The 16,840-nt window shown below is 64.8% G+C and carries 16 protein-coding genes; 10 read left to right on the top strand and 6 right to left on the bottom strand.

The window, feature by feature from the left end; translation table 11 throughout:
* Nucleotides 1-28: 28 nt before the first annotated feature.
* The 4 genes from F4U94_RS12070 to F4U94_RS12085 all read left to right on the top strand — a co-directional run bounded on the left by F4U94_RS12070 (nt 29) and on the right by F4U94_RS12085 (nt 3,680).
* Nucleotides 29-1,273 (top strand): putative DNA modification/repair radical SAM protein, encoded by a 1,245-nt coding sequence (locus F4U94_RS12070; RefSeq protein ID WP_120252270.1) that lies wholly within the window; start codon nt 29-31, stop codon nt 1,271-1,273.
* 73 nt (nt 1,274-1,346) lie between these two features.
* Nucleotides 1,347-1,694: a hypothetical protein gene (locus F4U94_RS12075; RefSeq protein WP_120251535.1), complete on the top strand. Its 348-nt coding sequence runs from the start codon at nt 1,347-1,349 to the stop codon at nt 1,692-1,694.
* A gap of 59 nt (nt 1,695-1,753) precedes the next feature.
* Nucleotides 1,754-2,224: a hemerythrin domain-containing protein gene (locus F4U94_RS12080; RefSeq protein WP_120251534.1), complete on the top strand. Its 471-nt coding sequence runs from the start codon at nt 1,754-1,756 to the stop codon at nt 2,222-2,224.
* 49 nt (nt 2,225-2,273) lie between these two features.
* Nucleotides 2,274-3,680: a UdgX family uracil-DNA binding protein gene (locus F4U94_RS12085; protein ID WP_120251533.1), complete on the top strand. Its 1,407-nt coding sequence runs from the start codon at nt 2,274-2,276 to the stop codon at nt 3,678-3,680.
* 289 nt (nt 3,681-3,969) lie between these two features.
* On the opposite strand, the gene F4U94_RS12090 is transcribed toward F4U94_RS12085, so the two are convergent.
* On the bottom strand, nt 3,970-4,527 hold the full coding sequence (locus F4U94_RS12090; RefSeq protein WP_120251532.1) for an outer membrane protein: 558 nt from the start codon (nt 4,525-4,527) through the stop codon (nt 3,970-3,972).
* Between the two features lie 314 nt (nt 4,528-4,841).
* Between F4U94_RS12090 and F4U94_RS12095 the strand changes: the two genes are divergently transcribed.
* Entirely contained in the window at nt 4,842-5,543 is a 702-nt protein-coding gene (locus F4U94_RS12095; protein WP_120251531.1) for a peptidase, read from the top strand.
* Nucleotides 5,543-6,220, top strand: a complete 678-nt coding sequence (locus tag F4U94_RS12100; protein WP_120251530.1) for a hypothetical protein — start codon at nt 5,543-5,545, stop codon at nt 6,218-6,220. Before F4U94_RS12095 ends, F4U94_RS12100 begins: the two co-directional genes overlap by 1 nt.
* Nucleotides 6,221-6,400: 180 nt before the next feature.
* On the opposite strand, the gene F4U94_RS12105 is transcribed toward F4U94_RS12100, so the two are convergent.
* Entirely contained in the window at nt 6,401-6,853 is a 453-nt protein-coding gene (locus tag F4U94_RS12105) for a peptidylprolyl isomerase (protein WP_120251529.1), read from the bottom strand.
* Between the two features lie 168 nt (nt 6,854-7,021).
* Between F4U94_RS12105 and mgtE the strand changes: the two genes are divergently transcribed.
* Nucleotides 7,022-8,458 (top strand): magnesium transporter, encoded by a 1,437-nt coding sequence (mgtE, locus tag F4U94_RS12110; RefSeq protein WP_120251528.1) that lies wholly within the window; start codon nt 7,022-7,024, stop codon nt 8,456-8,458.
* Nucleotides 8,459-8,501: 43 nt separating this feature from the next.
* On the top strand, nt 8,502-8,900 hold the full coding sequence (locus F4U94_RS12115; RefSeq protein ID WP_120251527.1) for a DUF1489 family protein: 399 nt from the start codon (nt 8,502-8,504) through the stop codon (nt 8,898-8,900).
* A 118-nt stretch (nt 8,901-9,018) separates the two neighbouring features.
* Here F4U94_RS12115 and ppc read toward each other — a convergent pair whose 3' ends face one another.
* Nucleotides 9,019-11,727: a phosphoenolpyruvate carboxylase gene (gene ppc / locus F4U94_RS12120; RefSeq protein ID WP_120251526.1), complete on the bottom strand. Its 2,709-nt coding sequence runs from the start codon at nt 11,725-11,727 to the stop codon at nt 9,019-9,021.
* Between the two features lie 72 nt (nt 11,728-11,799).
* Nucleotides 11,800-12,237: a c-type cytochrome gene (locus F4U94_RS12125; RefSeq protein ID WP_120251525.1), complete on the bottom strand. Its 438-nt coding sequence runs from the start codon at nt 12,235-12,237 to the stop codon at nt 11,800-11,802.
* Nucleotides 12,238-12,347: 110 nt separating this feature from the next.
* Between F4U94_RS12125 and F4U94_RS12130 the strand changes: the two genes are divergently transcribed.
* The gene (locus F4U94_RS12130; RefSeq protein ID WP_120251524.1) at nt 12,348-13,796 is read left to right on the top strand and encodes a helicase HerA domain-containing protein; all 1,449 of its coding nucleotides are present in this window, start codon (nt 12,348-12,350) and stop codon (nt 13,794-13,796) included.
* Nucleotides 13,796-14,254 carry a low molecular weight protein-tyrosine-phosphatase gene (locus tag F4U94_RS12135; RefSeq protein ID WP_120251523.1) on the top strand — a complete coding sequence of 153 codons (459 nt, stop codon included), beginning with the start codon at nt 13,796-13,798 and terminating at the stop codon, nt 14,252-14,254. The genes F4U94_RS12130 and F4U94_RS12135 overlap by 1 nt, the downstream gene beginning before the upstream one ends.
* Before the next feature lie 167 nt (nt 14,255-14,421).
* On the opposite strand, the gene F4U94_RS12140 is transcribed toward F4U94_RS12135, so the two are convergent.
* Complete coding sequence (locus F4U94_RS12140) at nt 14,422-15,435, bottom strand: LacI family DNA-binding transcriptional regulator (protein ID WP_150411919.1); 1,014 nt, start codon at nt 15,433-15,435, stop codon at nt 14,422-14,424.
* A gap of 9 nt (nt 15,436-15,444) precedes the next feature.
* Entirely contained in the window at nt 15,445-16,782 is a 1,338-nt protein-coding gene (locus F4U94_RS12145) for an MFS transporter (RefSeq protein WP_232015770.1), read from the bottom strand.
* Nucleotides 16,783-16,840: the final 58 nt, after the last annotated feature.

Below are 16,840 nucleotides of genomic sequence, written 5' to 3' on the forward strand. Positions count from 1 at the left end.
GTGGCGATTCCGAACATATCAGGAACGAATGGCGCAGCTTTCCACCCGGCAGAAACTCGAAATCCTGGCCGATGCCGCCAAATATGATGCCTCCTGCGCGTCGTCCGGCACGGCGAAGCGGAACAGCAGCGATGGCAAGGGGATCGGATCGACCGAGGGCATGGGCATATGCCACGCCTATGCGCCCGATGGCCGCTGCATATCCCTCCTCAAGATATTGCTGACCAACAGCTGCATTTTCGATTGCCATTATTGCATCAACCGCCGGTCGAGCGATGTGCGCCGCGCGCGCTTTACCGCGCAGGAAGTGGTGGAGCTGACGCTCAACTTCTACCGCCGCAATTATATCGAGGGGCTGTTTCTCTCGTCGGGCATCATCGCGTCGTCCGACTATACGATGGAGCAGATGGTCGAGGTCGCCCGGTCGCTGCGCGAGGACCATGATTTTCGCGGCTATATCCATTTGAAGACGATTCCCGATGCCGACCCGGCGCTGCTCAACCTGGCGGGCCTCTATGCCGATCGGCTGTCGATCAATGTCGAATTGCCGACGGACAGTGGGCTGAAACGGCTCGCGCCGGAAAAGGATGGCGGGCGGATCGAAGGGGCGATGGGCCATTTGCGTGGCGAGATCGACGAAAAGATCGACGCGAAACGCAAATATAAGAGCGCGCCCCGCTTCGCCCCCGCCGGCCAGTCGACCCAGATGATCGTGGGCGCCGATGCGGCGGACGACCGGGCGATCATCGCCAAGGCAAGCAGCCTGTACGACCGGCACAAGCTGCGCCGCGTCTATTACAGCGCCTTTTCCCCCATTCCTTCGCCCAGCGCGGTACTGCCGTTGAAGCGGCCGCCGCTGATGCGGGAACATCGGCTGTATCAATCCGACTGGATGATCCGCTTTTACGGCTATGATGCGCGGGAGATTGCGGCGGCGACCGATGCGGCGACCGGCTGCCTGCCGCTGGACATCGACCCGAAGCTGGCCTGGGCGCTCAACCATCGGGCCGCCTTTCCTGTGGACGTCAACCGCGCCCCGCGTGAGGCGCTGCTGCGCGTGCCTGGGCTGGGTGTGAAGGCGGTCGATCGCATCCTGATGAGCCGACGCCATCGCCGGTTGCGGCTGGACGATGTGGCGCGGCTGACCACGTCGATCAAAAAATTGCGGCCGTTCCTCATCGCGGCGGACTGGCGGCCGGTCGCCCTGATCGACCGGGCCGACCTGCGCGCCCGTCTCGCTCCACCCGCGAAACAGCTCGATTTGTTCACATAACCGTAATTTCGGGTTGATTGAGCGCGCCACACATGAAATTCTGTTGCCAGGGTCAAAAAAGGAGAATGGGGTCTTGGCGACCGCAGTCGGCAATCGCGCACAGGGTAAGGGTTTCGCCAAGCGCATCAGTTCGCATCTGGCCGCTGCCCTGGTCGTCTTCTGTCTCGCGCAGATTTTCGTCGTCGCCAAGATGGGCGGATCGCTGGTCCTGCACCTTGGCATCATCGTCGCGATCGGCGGCTATGGCGTGGCGGCGCGCGGGCTGGAACGGCGCTGGCAGATGCTGGAGCAAGGCGGACTGTCGCAGCATGGCCTCACGCTGCGGTTCCGCCGCGGCATATTGCAGCTTTGGGGCGCCAGCATCCTTGGCGCATTGCTGTGGATTCCCGTGGCGATCATCTTCCGCTTCCTGTTCGGCTGATCCTTCGGAGCCAATTGCCGCGACCGTCGTTCTTCTTCCTCGCACGAGGAGGAATATCCATGGCCGACGCCACCATTTTCGATCGCCTGAAACAGGATCACGACGCCCATCGCCAGCTGTTCGCCAAGATGGCGGAGGCGGATCGCGAGAAGGACGAGGAGCGGCTGGAAAAGCTGTTCGAACAGTTCAAGGTCGAAGTGTCCGCCCATGCCGCGGCGGAGGAAGAAACGCTCTACGCCACCATGCTAGCGCGGCCGGACCTGCGCGAGGATGCGCAGCACAGCGTGTCCGAGCACAAGGAAATCGACGATTATCTGGAAGAGCTGGACGACCTGAAATTCAATGGCGAGGCATGGCGGAAGAAATTCGCCGAGATGAAGAAGCGCTACCTCCACCATATCGACGAGGAGGAGGAAGAGATGTTCCCCGACGCGGCCAAGGAACTGACGGCGGCCGAAGAGGAGAAGCTGGGCAAGCTGTTCGCCAAGCGCAAGCCCGCCGAACTGGAGCGAGCGCAGGCCGAGGATTGATCCGCCAACGACCAATCGTTTCGAACGGGTCATGGTGTAGCGGGCCAAAATGTACCGTGTCGCGCTGACGGCGCCAGACGATTTCGACGGCTGGCGGGCGGCGGCGCGGCGGCTGGCGCTGGCGAGCGTCGATCCGGCGGATATCGTGTGGCAGGTGGGCGATCAGAGCATCGACCTGTTCGGCGACACGCCGCTGCCGGCCGAGAGGCCCGGTGCGGGCTTTGCCGTGCCGCGCGCCTTTGTCGATTTGGCCGAGAAGGCCATCCTCCATAGCGAACCGGCGCGCTTTGCCTTGCTTTATGCGCTGCTGTGCCGGTTACGCGGCCGGCCGGGGCTGATGGAGGACAAGGCCGATCCGCTGCTGCGCCGGGTGGATGTGCTGGCCAAGGCGGTGCGGCGCGATATCCACAAGATGCGCGCCTTCGTGCGTTTTCGCGAAATATCGGATGACGGGGGCGAACGCTTCGTCGCCTGGTTCGAGCCGGACCATCATATCGTGCGCGCCAATGCGGGCTTCTTCATGCGCCGCTTCGCCGCGATGCGCTGGTCGATCCTGACGCCCGAGATCAGCATCCATTGGGATGGCGAGGCGCTGCTCGAAGGGCCGGGCGCGAAACGGACGGACGCGCCCGACGGCGATCCGGTCGAGGCGCTGTGGAAGGGCTATTATGCCGCCATCTTCAACCCGGCACGGCTCAAGACCGGGGCGATGCTGTCGGAAATGCCGAAAAAATATTGGCGCAACCTGCCCGAGGCGGCGTTGATCCCCGACCTGATCGCCGGCGCACAGGCGCGCGAAGCGGCGATGATTGCGACCGCGCCATTGCCGGAAAAGGTGCCGAAGCGGCAGGGGGATGTCGCGACCATATGGGCGACGGTTCGGCATGAAGCGATGGGCTGCACCCGTTGTCCGCTCCACCGCGATGCGACGCAGATGATATTCGGCGAAGGGCCACTCGACGCGCCGCTGATGATCATCGGTGAGCAACCGGGCGATCAGGAGGATCTGGCAGGCCGCCCGTTCGTCGGGCCGGCGGGGCAATTTCTGGATCGGGCGCTGGCGCAGGCAGGCGTGGACCGATCCCGCGCCTATGTCACCAACGCGGTCAAGCATTTCAAATTCGAACGGCAGGGCAAGCGGCGGTTGCACCAGTCGCCGGATGCGGGCGAGATCGAAGCATGTCGCTGGTGGCTGGGGCAGGAAATCGACCTCATCCGGCCGCAAATCATCGTCGCGCTGGGGGCCAGCGCGGCGCGCGCGATGCTGGGCAAGGCCGTGACGATCGGCCGCACGCGCGGCGCCGCGATCGCGCTGAAGGATGGCGCGGAAGGATGGGTGACGGTGCATCCAAGCTATCTGCTGCGCTTGCCCGATGCGGAGAGGCAAGCGGCGGAGCAGGCGCGGTTTGTGGATGATTTGCGGATGGTGGCCGAGCGGGTGACGGCGCAGGGGTGAGTGGAAGTGCTGTGTGGGGAAGGTCCGCTTTTCGCCGTCATCCCAGCGAATGCTGGGATCTCAGGCCGCGTTGCGCTTCCCTTCCTGCGACCCCAGCATTCGCTGGGGTGACGATGAAGGCTGGTCGCCTGTGGCGACGCCGACCCTGCGCAAAATCGGGGGAATGCGGAACGGTTTGCAGTCCTAAAAACCGTTCCGCACCCCAAACTCCTGCATCAAGAGGAACAGGAGGTTGACTGAAAGGACGGGGGCGGATCGCGTGGACCCGCCCCGGTCTATCTATGTCAGATCAGAATTTCGCGACCACACCCGCCATCGGGCGGATCGAGCGGAAATTGCCCATCGTGTCGGCCTGAACGCGCAGGCGGATGTTGCTGCTCTGGGCCGAACCGCCCATGTCGGCGGGCGACAGTTCGACGCCGGCGCCATAGGTGGTGCCATGGAAGTCGGGGCTGTCGGGACCAAGCGCGTCGAAATTGACCCACTTATAACCGACCTTGCCGAAGATCAGGCTGTCCTTGCCCGCCTTCACGCCGGCGCGGCCCGCCACGCCATATTCCCAGTCGATATCGCCCGATACGCCCTTGGACGCAGTGCCTTCGACGCCGACGACGATGGGGCCGGCGACATTGTAATTCACGCCTGCGACGCCTTCGACCATGCGGCCCTTGTAACCGACGGGCGGGATGCCTTCCTTGCCGGTTTCGCTGTCGAAATTATGCACGCCGCCCATGACGCCGACATAGGGTTCGATGCGGCGTGTGGAGGAACCGGCGTCGTCCTGGGCCATGGCAGCGGCAGGCAACAGGACAGCGGCAGCGGCTGCCGAAAAAAGCAGTGTCTTCATGGGGGTGACCCTTTTTCTATCGTGGATTTTATGCGGCGGTTTGGACCCGCCGGGTCGATGCGAGCGCTCAAAGCGGCTGCGTGTCGACAGGGGGGATAATGGCCGGCCGGGGCGGAAGGTTTCCTGAACGATTCCGAAAAGCGCGGTAAAAGGCGATTATGTGACGGAAAGAACACGCTTTCTGTCAGTCCGATGAACGAAACCCCCTTTTTCTGAACCTGCGATAAACGCTGGCGCAGAAAGGATAATCCATTCACAACCAATTCAACCGGACTGCGTTAAGCCGACAGAAGATGATGATGAGGAGAAAGACGATGACGGGCATCCGACATCGGTTTCTGGCTGTGATCGGGCTGGCGGGCGCGCTGGCACTGGGCGGTTGCGCCTATGACGACGGTTATGGCTATGGCGGCGTGAACGTGGGCACCGGCTATTATGGCGGCGGTGGCTATTATGGCGACGGCTATTATGGGCCGTCGGGCTATTATCAGCCCGGCCTCTATAGCGGCTGGTACGACAATTATTATTATCCGGGCAACGGCTATTATGTCTACGACCGTGGCGGCCGGCGCCAGCGCTGGAATGACGGCCAGCGCCGCTATTGGGAAGGCCGCCGGGCCGAACGCCGCGATGATCGTGGCCGCGGCGACGGCTGGCGTGGCCGGGATCGGGATAGCGACGGACGGCCGGGCAACTGGACGCGCCCACCGCGCCCGCCGCAGGGCAGCGACGCCAATAACGGCAATCAGGGCGACCGCAATTGGGGGCGCGACCGTAATCCCGGCGACCGCAACTGGGGCCGGGACCGTACGCCGGGTGAGGGCGGAAACCGCTGGCGCGGCAATGGCGGCCGAAGAGACGGTGCGGTGCCGACGCCGCAGCCCGGCCTGCGCCAGCCGCAGGCGCAGCAACCCCGGCCCAGTCGTCCGCAGATGAACCAGCCGCGCCCGCAGCGCAGTTGGGGCGGCGGCGGACGCCCGGGTGGTCGTGGCGGCGAACGGGTTCGTCCCAACTGATGCGGACTTTGACGAAGACCGTCTTTCTGCTGCCCCTCCTGCTCGTCGCGGCCTGCGACGGGCGGGAGGAGAGCGCGATCGACAATCTGGCCAATGGCGCGAATGCGGCGCAGGTGGATAATAATGTCCGGGCCGAAGCGATGGCCGTGATGGAACCGTTGAATCCGCCGGAGCCGGGCACGCCCGGCGGCCTGCCGGTCGATCCCGAACCGATCGCCGAAGGATCGATCACGCCCGACAGCGCACAGGGCGCCGCTCAGGTGGTGCAGGGCTATTATGGCCTGCTGGAGGAAAAGCGGTTCGTGGACGCGCAGGATCTATGGGATCAGGCCGGCACGATCGGATCGCAGGATGACGCGCATTTTACCGCGCGCTTCCGCGGTTTCAGCGAAATCCACGCCAATATCGGCGCGCCGTCTGACCCCACAGAGGCCGAGGGTGCGATGCAGGTGACGGTCCCGGTGCAGGTCTATGGCCGCATCGCCGCGACCGGCAAGCCCTGGCACACATTGCGGCAGGTGGTCTTGCGCCGGGTCGCCGATGCGCCGGATGACAAGGCAGAGCAGCGGCGCTGGCATATCGAATCGATCGGTGCCTATGTCGCTCCTGCCGAGACAGAAGGCGCAGAGCCGGCTCATGCCATTTCCATGACGGACGGCATGGCGAAAAAGCAGTGAATGGCGAAACAGGCCGTACCGACAAGCCCTGATGTGAACCTATGGCTTTGCGATCCCCGGCCTGCACTAGGGAACGCTTGATATGAGACAGCCACATGGTGCGTTGATGTAAACGGATCATGAAAAAGGGCGCCCGGTCATGCGACCGGGCGCCCTTTTGCTGTCCGTTCAGACCGTGAATTAAGCGACGGTCGCCTTGAGGATCTTGCCCGGCGTGCGCGGCGGCTCGCCCTTGGGCAGGGCGTCGACATGGTCCATGCCCGACGTCACTTCACCCCAGACGGTGTACTGGCCGTCGAGGAAGGTGGCGTCGTCGAAGCAGATGAAGAACTGGCTGTTGGCGCTGTTCGGGTTGGACGAACGGGCCATCGAGCAGACGCCACGAACGTGCGGCTGACGGCTGAATTCGGCCTTGATGTCGGGCAGCTTCGATCCGCCCATGCCGGTGCCGGTCGGATCGCCGCCCTGCGCCATGAAGCCGGGGATGACGCGATGGAAGACCACGCCGTCATAGAAGCCGTCCTTGGCCAGCGTCGTGATGCGCTCGACATGGCCGGGGGCCAGATCGGGGCGCAGCTTGATCACGACGTCGCCGCCGCTGTCGAGGGTGAATGTAAGCGTTTCGTCGGCCATGAGGATACCTCTCGTGGTTGAAGGAGTGATGCCCCCATATAGAGGCTTCAAAAGGGGATGGAAGTTTCTTGTGACGAACGCCCGCAAGCGGCCAGACGCCCATTGCAATATGGTCGTGCATAAGCGAAAGCAGCCCCATGTTACAGGAACCGGACAGTAGGGGGCGCCATGAGCGAGCGCGGCGATCCAGCCGAACCCCTGTCGCATGGGGTCGAGACTGACGAAGATATCGTCCTGGAACAGGCCGAAACCGGCTTGGACGAGGATGACCGGCTGAGGCCCGAATTCCTGTCCGCCGTGCTGGACGCGGTGGAAGAGGGCGACAATGAGACAGCGCGGGAGCTGGTGTCGCCGCTGCACCCTGCCGATATCGCCGACCTTCTGGAATTGACCCCGTCGGAGCGGCGTGGCGATGTGGCCGCCGCGCTGGGCGATCTGGTCGGCGCGGAAGTCCTGTCCGAGCTGAACGATTATGTCCGCGACGACCTGATCGGCGCGCTGGCCCCGGAACAGGTCGCCGAATTCGCCGCCGAGCTGGATACCGACGATGCCGTCGCCATCATCGAGGATATGGAGGAGGCCGACCAGCAGGCCGTCCTCGATGCGATGGAGCCGGAAGATCGCGCCGCGATCGAATCCGCCCTTTCCTATCCGGAGGAATCCGCCGGTCGCCTGATGCAGCGCGATCTGGTCGCGGTGCCCGAACATATGACGGTCGGTCAGGTGATCGACTATCTGCGCGACAATGCCGACCTGACCCGCGATTTCTGGGAAATCTACGTGGTCGACGCGGCGCATCGGCCGATCGGCTATTGCCAGCTCAGCTGGATCCTCACCTGCCCGCGCGGCATATCCATGCTCGACCTGATGAAGCGCGAACAGACGCTGATCCCGGTCGACATGGACCAGGAAGAGGTAGCGCTGCGCTTCCAGAAATATGCGCTGATCTCCGCCGCCGTGGTGGACAGCGCGGGCCGGCTGGTCGGCATGATCACGGTCGATGACGTCGTCCACATCATTTCGGAAGAAGCCGGCGAAGACATCCTGCGCCTGTCGGGTGCGGGCGAAGGCGACATCAACCAGCCGATCCTGATGACCGTACGCACCCGCCTGGTCTGGCTGGTGGTCAATCTGGGCACGGCGATGATCGCCGCGTCGGTCGTGGGCCTGTTCGAAAGGACGATCGAGCATCTTGCGATGCTGGCGGCGCTGATGGGCATCGTGTCGGGCATGGGCGGCAATGCCGGCACCCAGACGCTGGCCGTGATGGTGCGCGCGATCGCCACCAATCAGGTCACCAGTTCGAATACGCTGCGCATGATCGTCCGGGAATTTCGGATTGCTGCGACCAACGGGTCGGTGCTTGGCTTCCTGATCGGGATCGGTTCCTATCTGGTCTATGGCCAATTGGGCCTGTCGCTGGTGTTTGCCGCCGCCATCCTCATCAACAATATGGTGGCGGGCCTCGCGGGGGTTCTGATCCCGGTCACGCTAGACCGCAGCAATATCGATCCGGCCGTGTCGTCGGCGGTGTTCGTGACGATGATGACCGATTCCCTGGGCTTTTTCACATTTTTGGGTCTGGCCACGCTCTTCCTGACCTGATGACGCATTGACCCGTGGGGTTGCGTCACCCATCTGCCGGTCCATGCCGCTGCACATGACCAAGATCGCCTTTGGCGCCGAAAGCCCCGCCACTTTACGCGCCTGGCTGGAAAGCCATGATGGCGAAGCACGGACCAGCACCCGTTACCTGCCCAAGCGGGTGGAGGAGATGGCGGGCGGATCGCTCTTCTGGATTCACGGCCATATGCTGGTGGGGCGCAGCCCGATCATCGGGTTCGAGGAGACGGGACAGGGCAGATATTGGATCAGGCTGGAGCCAAAGTTGATCCCGGTGCGCGCCAAGCCCAAGCGCGCCCATCAGGGCTGGCGCTATCTGGAGGATGCCGATGCGCCAGCCGATCTGGAAGGCGGCGAGGCCGACGATCTGGACGCGATGCCGCCAGCGCTGATGAGCGAATTGACGAAATTGGGGCTGGTTTAGCGGGCCAGACAGACCGTTCCCCGGCGAAGGCCGGGGTCCAGTCCCGCGCTCACAACTGGACCCCGGCCTTCGCCGGGGAACGTGATGCTATGGATTCAGCAAGTGCTGCCCGATTTCCCTACCCGCTGTTGCGCAGCGCCGTGGCGATCGCGTTGATCGACAGTTCGATGCCTTCCTTGATCCGTGCATCATCCTCGCCCGCGCGGTGGCGCTTGAGCAATTCGACCTGCAACAGGTTGAGCGGCTCGATATAGGGCAGGCGCAGCCGGATGGATTCGTCGAGCGCCGCGTTCTTTTCCAGCAGACGCGACTGGCCGGTCGCGGCGAGCAGCCCGTCATGCGCCTGTTGCCAACCTTCGCGGATGCGGCTGAAGATCGCTTCGCCCGCCGCCTGATCCTCGACCAGCGGCAGATAGCGCGCGGCGATGCCCAGGTCCGACTTGGCCAGCACCATTTCCAGATTGGCCAGCGCGGATTGCAGGAAGGACCAATGCTGCCCCATATCGGCCAGCAGCGCCTTGTCCTCGAACGCGGACAGCGCCTGCCCCACGCCATACCATCCCGGCAGCATGACGCGCGCCTGCGCCCAGCTGAACACCCAAGGGATGGCGCGCAGATCCTCGATCGCGTTGCTCTTGGTCCGGCTGGCGGGGCGCGAACCGATCTTGAGGCCGGAAATTTCCTGAATCGGGGTCAGCTGGCGGAAGAATTCCTTGAAGCCATCGGTGCCGTAGACGAGGTCGCGATAGGCGGCGAAGGCGTTCTTGGACAGCTCGTCCATCGCCGCACTGAACCGGGCGGCGTCGCGATCCGAAATGCCGTCCGGCTCCAGGCTGGCGAGCAGGGTCGCGCTGGTCATCGCTTCCAAATTGGTCATGGCGACGTCGCGCGTGCCGAATTTGGCGGCGATCACCTCGCCCTGTTCAGTGATGCGGATGCGGCCCTGCACGCTACCGCGCGGTTGCGCCTGGATCGCCTTGAAGGCGGAGCCGCCACCACGCCCCACCGCGCCGCCGCGACCATGGAACAGCTGCATCGCCGCGCCCGCATCGGCAAAGACAGGCTCCAGCGCCTGGCTCGCCTTGTACAGACTCCAGGTGGAGGTGATGTAGCCGCCATCCTTGTTGCTGTCGCTATAGCCGATCATCACTTCCTGATGGCCGCGCGCCTTCACCACGCCGGCGATTTCGGGCAGGCCGAAATAGGCGGTCATGATGGACGGCGCGGCTTCGAGATCGGCGATGGTTTCGAACAGGGGGATCGCCATGATCGCGGCCTGCGGCGACGCACCATCCGTGCCGGCCTGCCACAGGCCCGCTTCCTTGAGCAGGATATTCACTTCCAGCAGGTCCGACACGCTTTCAGCCTTGGAAATGATATAATGGGTGATGCTCTGCGGCCCGTAGGTGCGGTGCGCCTGCGCAGCGGCATGGACGATCGCCAGTTCGGACGTCGTTTCCTCCGAATAGTCGGAGAAACGCCCACCCAGCGGCCGGTTGTTCGCCAGTTCCCGGCGCAGCAGCGCGATGCGGGCATATTCGTCGAGCGCCAGATAGTCGCCCTCCACCCCCGCGACCTTGAGCAATTCGGCCACGACCCGCTCATGCACGGCGCTGTTCTGGCGCATGTCGAGCGTGGCGAGGTGGAAGCCGAACGTCTCGACCGCGCGGATCAACCGACCCAGAGCGCCCCCGGTCGAGAGCGCGCCATCGCCTTCGCTCGCCAGCCCCTGTGCGACGACGACCAGATCATGGCGCAGGTCGCCCGGCGTGGCATAGGCCTCCCCCTTCAACGCCGAGGGACGCGGCGGCGCTTTGCCGACCAGGGCGGCATAGGTGGCGGCGAGACGCGCATAAATGCCCGACAGCGCCCGGCGATAGGGTTCGTCCTGCCGGCTGGGCGACGCATCGCCGCTGGCCTCCGCCAGGTCCAGCACCGCTTGCGGGACATGGGCGAGTTCGGTCGAGAGCGAGAGTTCCGCACCCAGTCCGTGGATGCCCTCCATATAGAAAGCCAGCGCCGCATCGCAGCCACGCCCCAGCGCCGAGCGCAGCTGGTCCGCCTGAACGAAGGGATTGCCGTCCCGATCGCCGCCGATCCAGTTGCCCACGCGCAGGAAACTGTGCGGTCGCGCGCCCAGCACCCTTTCCCAGCGCGCATAGAGCGCTGGCAGCACGGGCAGGAAGACGTCGCGGAAATAGGTCAGGACATTGTCGATCTCATCCTGCACGAACAATTTTTCGCGGCGCAGCGGGCGCGTCTGCCACAGCAGCGCAATCTGGCGGAAAATCGCTTCGTCCAGTTGCTCGCCCTCGGCCGTTTCGGTGCGGCCGGCATCCTTGAGCTGCATCAGGTCGGCGATGCGATTCTTGTGATCGATCATGCTCTTGCGCCGCACCTCGGTCGGGTGGGCGGTCAGGACCGGCACGATCAGGCTATGCGACAACAGGTCCAGCACGGCATCGCGATCGACCCCATGGGCGGCGAGCCGCTCGACGGCGGAGGCGACGTCAGCGCCCGGTTCCGCCGCCACGCCCTGCCGATCCTCGGCCAGATTGGCGAGCATCGAGAAGAGCATGAAACCACGGGTGAAATTAAGCGTATCGTCGAGGTTCAGCGCATCCAACCCGGTGTCGGTCAGGTCCGCACCCTGAAGCCCTCGCGCCCGATCGACCGAGGCGGAGCGGATATATTCGGTCTGCTTGTAGAGCTTGTCCCCGCCATAGGCGCGAATGACGTCGCCGAGCAGCCGCCCCAGATAGCGGATATCGGGATTCTGCGTGATCGCAGGGGCTGCCTGCGCCGAAGCGGGTGCTGTTCTCTCCATAATGCGCCGATGCTGCACCGCAACAATCCTATGGTCAAGGCACCGGCATGGATATTTATCGGTCGGCCGGGTTCAATCCGACTGCCTTTTGAGAAAGGCGATGATATCCGCCCGGTCGAGCGGATCGCCGATCCCGGCAAATTGCATGTTGGTGCCGGGCACGAGCTTGCGCGGATTGGCGATCCAGGCGTCGAGCGTCGGCGCATCCCATCGCCCGCCGGCCTCGACCAGGGCCGCCGTATAGCCGAAACGGCCACTATGCTGCCCCATGGGCTGGCCGAAAACGCCGTAGAGATTGGGACCGCCGAAATCGGGCGCGCCCTTGCTGGCCTTGTGACAGCCGGCGCAGACGCCGAATTTGCGGGCGCCGGCATCGGCATCCGCCACCTTGATCAGCGCGTCCAGCGACGGATTGGGGCCGGCCGCGCGCAGACGCTCTTCCCGCCGATCGTCGCCGCAGGCCGACAGCAGCAGGATCGCCGCCGCCACAAAATGAAAGCCTATTCGCATAGCCCGATCGCCTGTAGCGCAGCGAGCGGCATGACGCATAGCGGACCGATTGTCCCGCCAGTCCATGAGCGCCCTTGCGCTCCCCCGCTCCCTTGGGCCAAAGGGCATCAGTGACCGCCAGCATCAGCATAGGAACCGACCATCACGGCAAGGACGTGCTGGTCGATGTCGAGGAATTGCTCGCCACCCGTCTGCTCGTCCAGGGCAATTCCGGGTCGGGCAAATCGCACCTCCTGCGCCGGCTGCTGGAAGAAAGCGCGCCGATGGTGCAGCAGGTGGTGATCGATCCGGAAGGCGACTTCGTGACGCTGGCCGATCAATATGGCCATGTGGTGATCGACGCGGGCGACTATAATGAGCGCGAGATCGTGAAGATGGCGACGCGTATCCGCGAACATCGCGCGTCCGTGGTCCTGAGCCTCGAATCGCTGGAGCTGGAGGCGCAGATGAAATGCGCCGCCTCCTTCCTGTCCACCCTGTTCGATGCGCCGCGCGACCATTGGTATCCCGCCTTGGTGGTGGTGGACGAAGCGCAGATGTTCGCGCCCGTCTCCGCCGGCGATGTGTCGGACGAAGCGCGGCGGCTGAGCCTTGCCGCCATGACCAACCTGATGTGCCGGGGGCGCAAGCGTGGCCTGGCTGGCGTGATCGCGACGCAGCGGTTGGCGAAACTGGCGAAGAATGTCGCGGCCGAAGCCTCCAACTTCCTGATGGGGCGCACCTTCCTGGACATCGACATGGCGCGCGCAGCCGACCTGCTGGGCATGGAACGGCGGCAGGCGGAGCAGATTCGCGATCTGGAGCGCGGCCGCTTCCTGGGCCTTGGCCCAGCCATCGCGCGGCGGCCGGTGGCGGTGAAGATCGGCACGGTGAAGACCGGCACGCGCGGCGGCACGCACAAGCTGATGCCGCCCCCGGTCACGACCGGCGGGGATTTTCAGGAAATGCTGTTCGCCAAGGTCGAGGAAGAGGCATTGCCGCCGCCCCCGCCCCGCCCCGAGCCGACCGCTCGCCCGGCCGAAGAGATCATGCGCGCGCTGGCCGATACGCCGTCCGCCAAGCCCGCCGCGCCGGAACTGGATTTCGGCGAGAACGAGCCGGTCGTCATCGCCGTGCTGGAGGATATCGTCGCTGACCTTGGCGATGCCGCGCCCAGCGTGGCGGCGCTGTATCAGGATTTCGGCGTGCGGTGCCGGATGAGGGGCCTGAAGCGATCGCCGCTCGACCTGCCTGCCTTCCGCAAGCGCTTCGCCATGGCGCAGGCAGGGATGGCCGATGCCGACGATGTGCGGTGGCAGGATGCCATTCGCGCGGCGGAGCCGGTGCCGGAGGATATGCTGGCTCCCTTCCTGCTGATCGCGCGCGCGGCGCTGGACGGGCAGACCTGCCCCGACGACGCAGCGCTGGGCCGTGCCTATGGCACCAGCTCGCCGGGCCGCGTCCGCCGGCTGATCGACTATATGGAGAAATTGGGCGTCATCGTCGCGCGGACCGATTTTTCGGGCAAGCGCTCGATCGGCGTGCCGGGGCTTGGCCTCTCGACGGCAGCGGCGGATTGATGGCGACGCCTTCGGTCCTCTTCGTCTGCCTCGGCAATATCTGCCGGTCGCCGCTGGCCGAAGCCGCGCTGCGGGCGGAAGCGGAGAAGGCCGGCGTGGATATCGTGGTAGATTCGGCCGGCACCGGCGACTGGCATATCGGCAGCCCACCCGATCCGCGCGCGCAGGCGGTGGCGCAGCGCCATGGCATCGACATCAGCACCTATGCCGGGCGGCAGGTCAGCGCGGAGGATTTCCACCGCTTCACCCATGTCTTCGCGCTGGATGCGGAAAATCTGAAAAATCTGCGCCGCATCCGCCCGTCGGACGGGACGGCAGAGCTGCGCCTGCTGATGGACATGGTGCCGGGCCGTGAAGGGACGGGCGTGGTCGATCCCTATTTCGGCGACGATGCCGGGTTCGACCAGACCTGGGACGACGTGACCCGCGCGGCGAAGGCGATTGTCGCGGACCTTTAGACTGAAATAAAATTCACACGCGAGATCGCGAAACTGCACCGCGTCATCCTGAACTTGTTTCAGGATCCGTCGCGCCTCCATGCTCCTCCGTCGGCCTTCGATGAGAAATGGATGCTGAACCGCAGGCCAGCGCAGCTAAACAAGTTCAGCATGACGATTTTAGCTGATTACGAGGATTCCCGTACCAGCAGTTCGGGCGCGATCTGGACCGATCCGGCATCTTCTCCACCGATCCGGCGGACCAGCAGATCGACCAGATGATGCGCGCCCATCTCTATATCCTGACGGATGGTGCTGAGCGCCGGGCGCGTGAGCCGGGCCAGCGGAATATCGTCGAAGCCGACGATCGATATGTCCTGCGGCACCTGCAACCCCTGCTGCTGGGCCGCCGCGATCAGGCTCATCGCCACGACGTCCGACGCGGCGAAGATGCCGTCGGGCCGGTTGCCCGCGGCGAACCAGTCGCGCGCGGTCGCCTCGCTCGCTTCGGGCGTCACCGGGCTGGTGACCAGCACGACGTCATCGCGCAATTCCGGCGGCAAACCGGCGAGGAAGCCGACATGGCGCGCCGCAAATTCCGGTACGCCGACATCGCCGAAAAAGGCGAGGGTTCGCCGGCCGCGATCGACCAGATGCTGCGCCGCCAGACGGCCGCCCGCTTCATTGTCGGTGCCGACCGTGACGGGGCCGTCGCCGCGGACCTGTTCGCCCCAGACCACCAGCGGCCGATAACTGGCCGCGGCCCGCGCCAGCGCCGCGCCCTGATCCGACTGGCCGATGACGATCACGCCGTCGGTGCGGCCGGTGCGGATGAAGGTGTCGAGCCAGTCGTCCCGATCCGGCAACACGCGCGAGAGCAGCAGATCATAGCCGCGATCCGTCAGCGCATCGGCCAGATAGCCGAGCATCGTGAGGAAGAAGGGATCGGACAATTGCTGGCCACGCGCATGGCCCAGCGGCATCAGCACGGCGATCGCGCCGGTGCGGCCCAGCCGCAGATTTTGCGCCGCGACATTCATGCGGAAACCATGATGATCGGCCAACGCCTGGATGCGTGCCCGCGTCCCCTTGTTCAGCGCGCCCTTGCCGGTCAGCGCCCGCGACACGGTGGACACTGACACGCCTGCCAGACGCGCCAGATCGGCGATGCTCTTGAGTGGCCCGGAACCCTGATCGTCCATGGCCGCAGACTAGGGTAAATCGGGACTGTTCACAATGTCTTGCCGTGTCCCCCGGACGAGTAGCGTCGCAGCCCCGGCGCAGAGCATCATGACGCCCGCCATGACGATCAGGTTGCGCGGATCCCCGCCCAGCAACGGGCGATAGACGATCGGCACGACCAGCGTTTCCGCCAGCATGGGCAGGACGATAAACATGTTGAAAATACCCATGTAAATGCCGGTCCGTTCCGGCGGGATCGCGCCCGACAGCAGCACATAGGGATTGCCCATCATGCTGGCCCAGCCGATGCCGATGCCGATCATCAGCAGGAACAATGTGGCGGTATCGCGCGCCTGCGGCAGGGTGATCATCGCCATGCCCGACAGCGCGACCGACACGGCATGCAGATTGCGCACGCCTATCCGGCGGCTGAGCGGCATCATCGCAAAGGCGGCGAGGCAGGCGACAGCATTGTAGAGCGCGCCCGCCTGCCCCGCCAGCAGCACCGCCTGGCGGAAGGCCGGGCTGGCCGGGTCGGCGGTGCCGAAAAGCGATCGGGCGAGCGCGAAGGCGATATATTGCCAATAGGCGAACATGGCGAACCACTGGAACGCCATGGACAGCGCCAGTTGCCGCATCGGCACCGGCATGTCCCGCACCGCCGCCGCAAAATCCCGCAGGGCGGTGCGCAGCGACAGCGGCTGCGCCTGCATATGCGCGACCTGCGCCGCCGAAAGCGGCAGTTCGCGCACCCGCAGCACCGACCAGAGGATGGTGGAAATCGACACCACCGCCCCGATCAGGAAGGCGATGCGGGTGATGCCGGGTATGCCGTTGGCATCCACCAGATCGGCGTCCGCACCCCACCAGACCAGCAGCGATGGCGCCAGATAGGACAATGTCTGGGCCAGGCCCGTAAAGGCGCTTTGCGTCAGGAAGCCGACCGATCGCTGCCGTTCGTCCAGCCGGTCGCTGACATAGGCGCGATAGGGCTCCATGGTGATATTGTTCGCCGCGTCGAGCATCCAGAGCAGGCTGGCCGCGAACCAGAGCGTGGGGCTGTAGGGCATCGCCAGCAGGCCGATGCTGCACAGGATCGCGCCGAGCAGGAAATAGGGCGTGCGGCGGCCCCATGTGCTGACGGTCCGGTCGCTCATCGCGCCGACGATCGGTTGGACCAGCAGCCCCGTCACCGGCCCTGCCAGCCAGAGCAACGGCAAGCTGGCCTCATCCGCGCCCAGATAACGGTAGATCGGCCCCATATTCGCCTGTTGCAGGCCGAAGGAAAATTGGATGCCCAGAAAGCCGAGATTCATTTCGACGATGCGCGACAATCGCATGATCGGCCTGTGTCCGACGTCAACCATGGCTGGCTTCCCTTCTCCGCCCACCCCTTATAGATCAAGATTTGGTCATGGCGAGCGC

Origin of the sequence: Sphingobium limneticum, from assembly GCF_008710155.1 — a bacterium.
Taxonomy (GTDB): domain Bacteria; phylum Pseudomonadota; class Alphaproteobacteria; order Sphingomonadales; family Sphingomonadaceae; genus Sphingobium; species Sphingobium limneticum.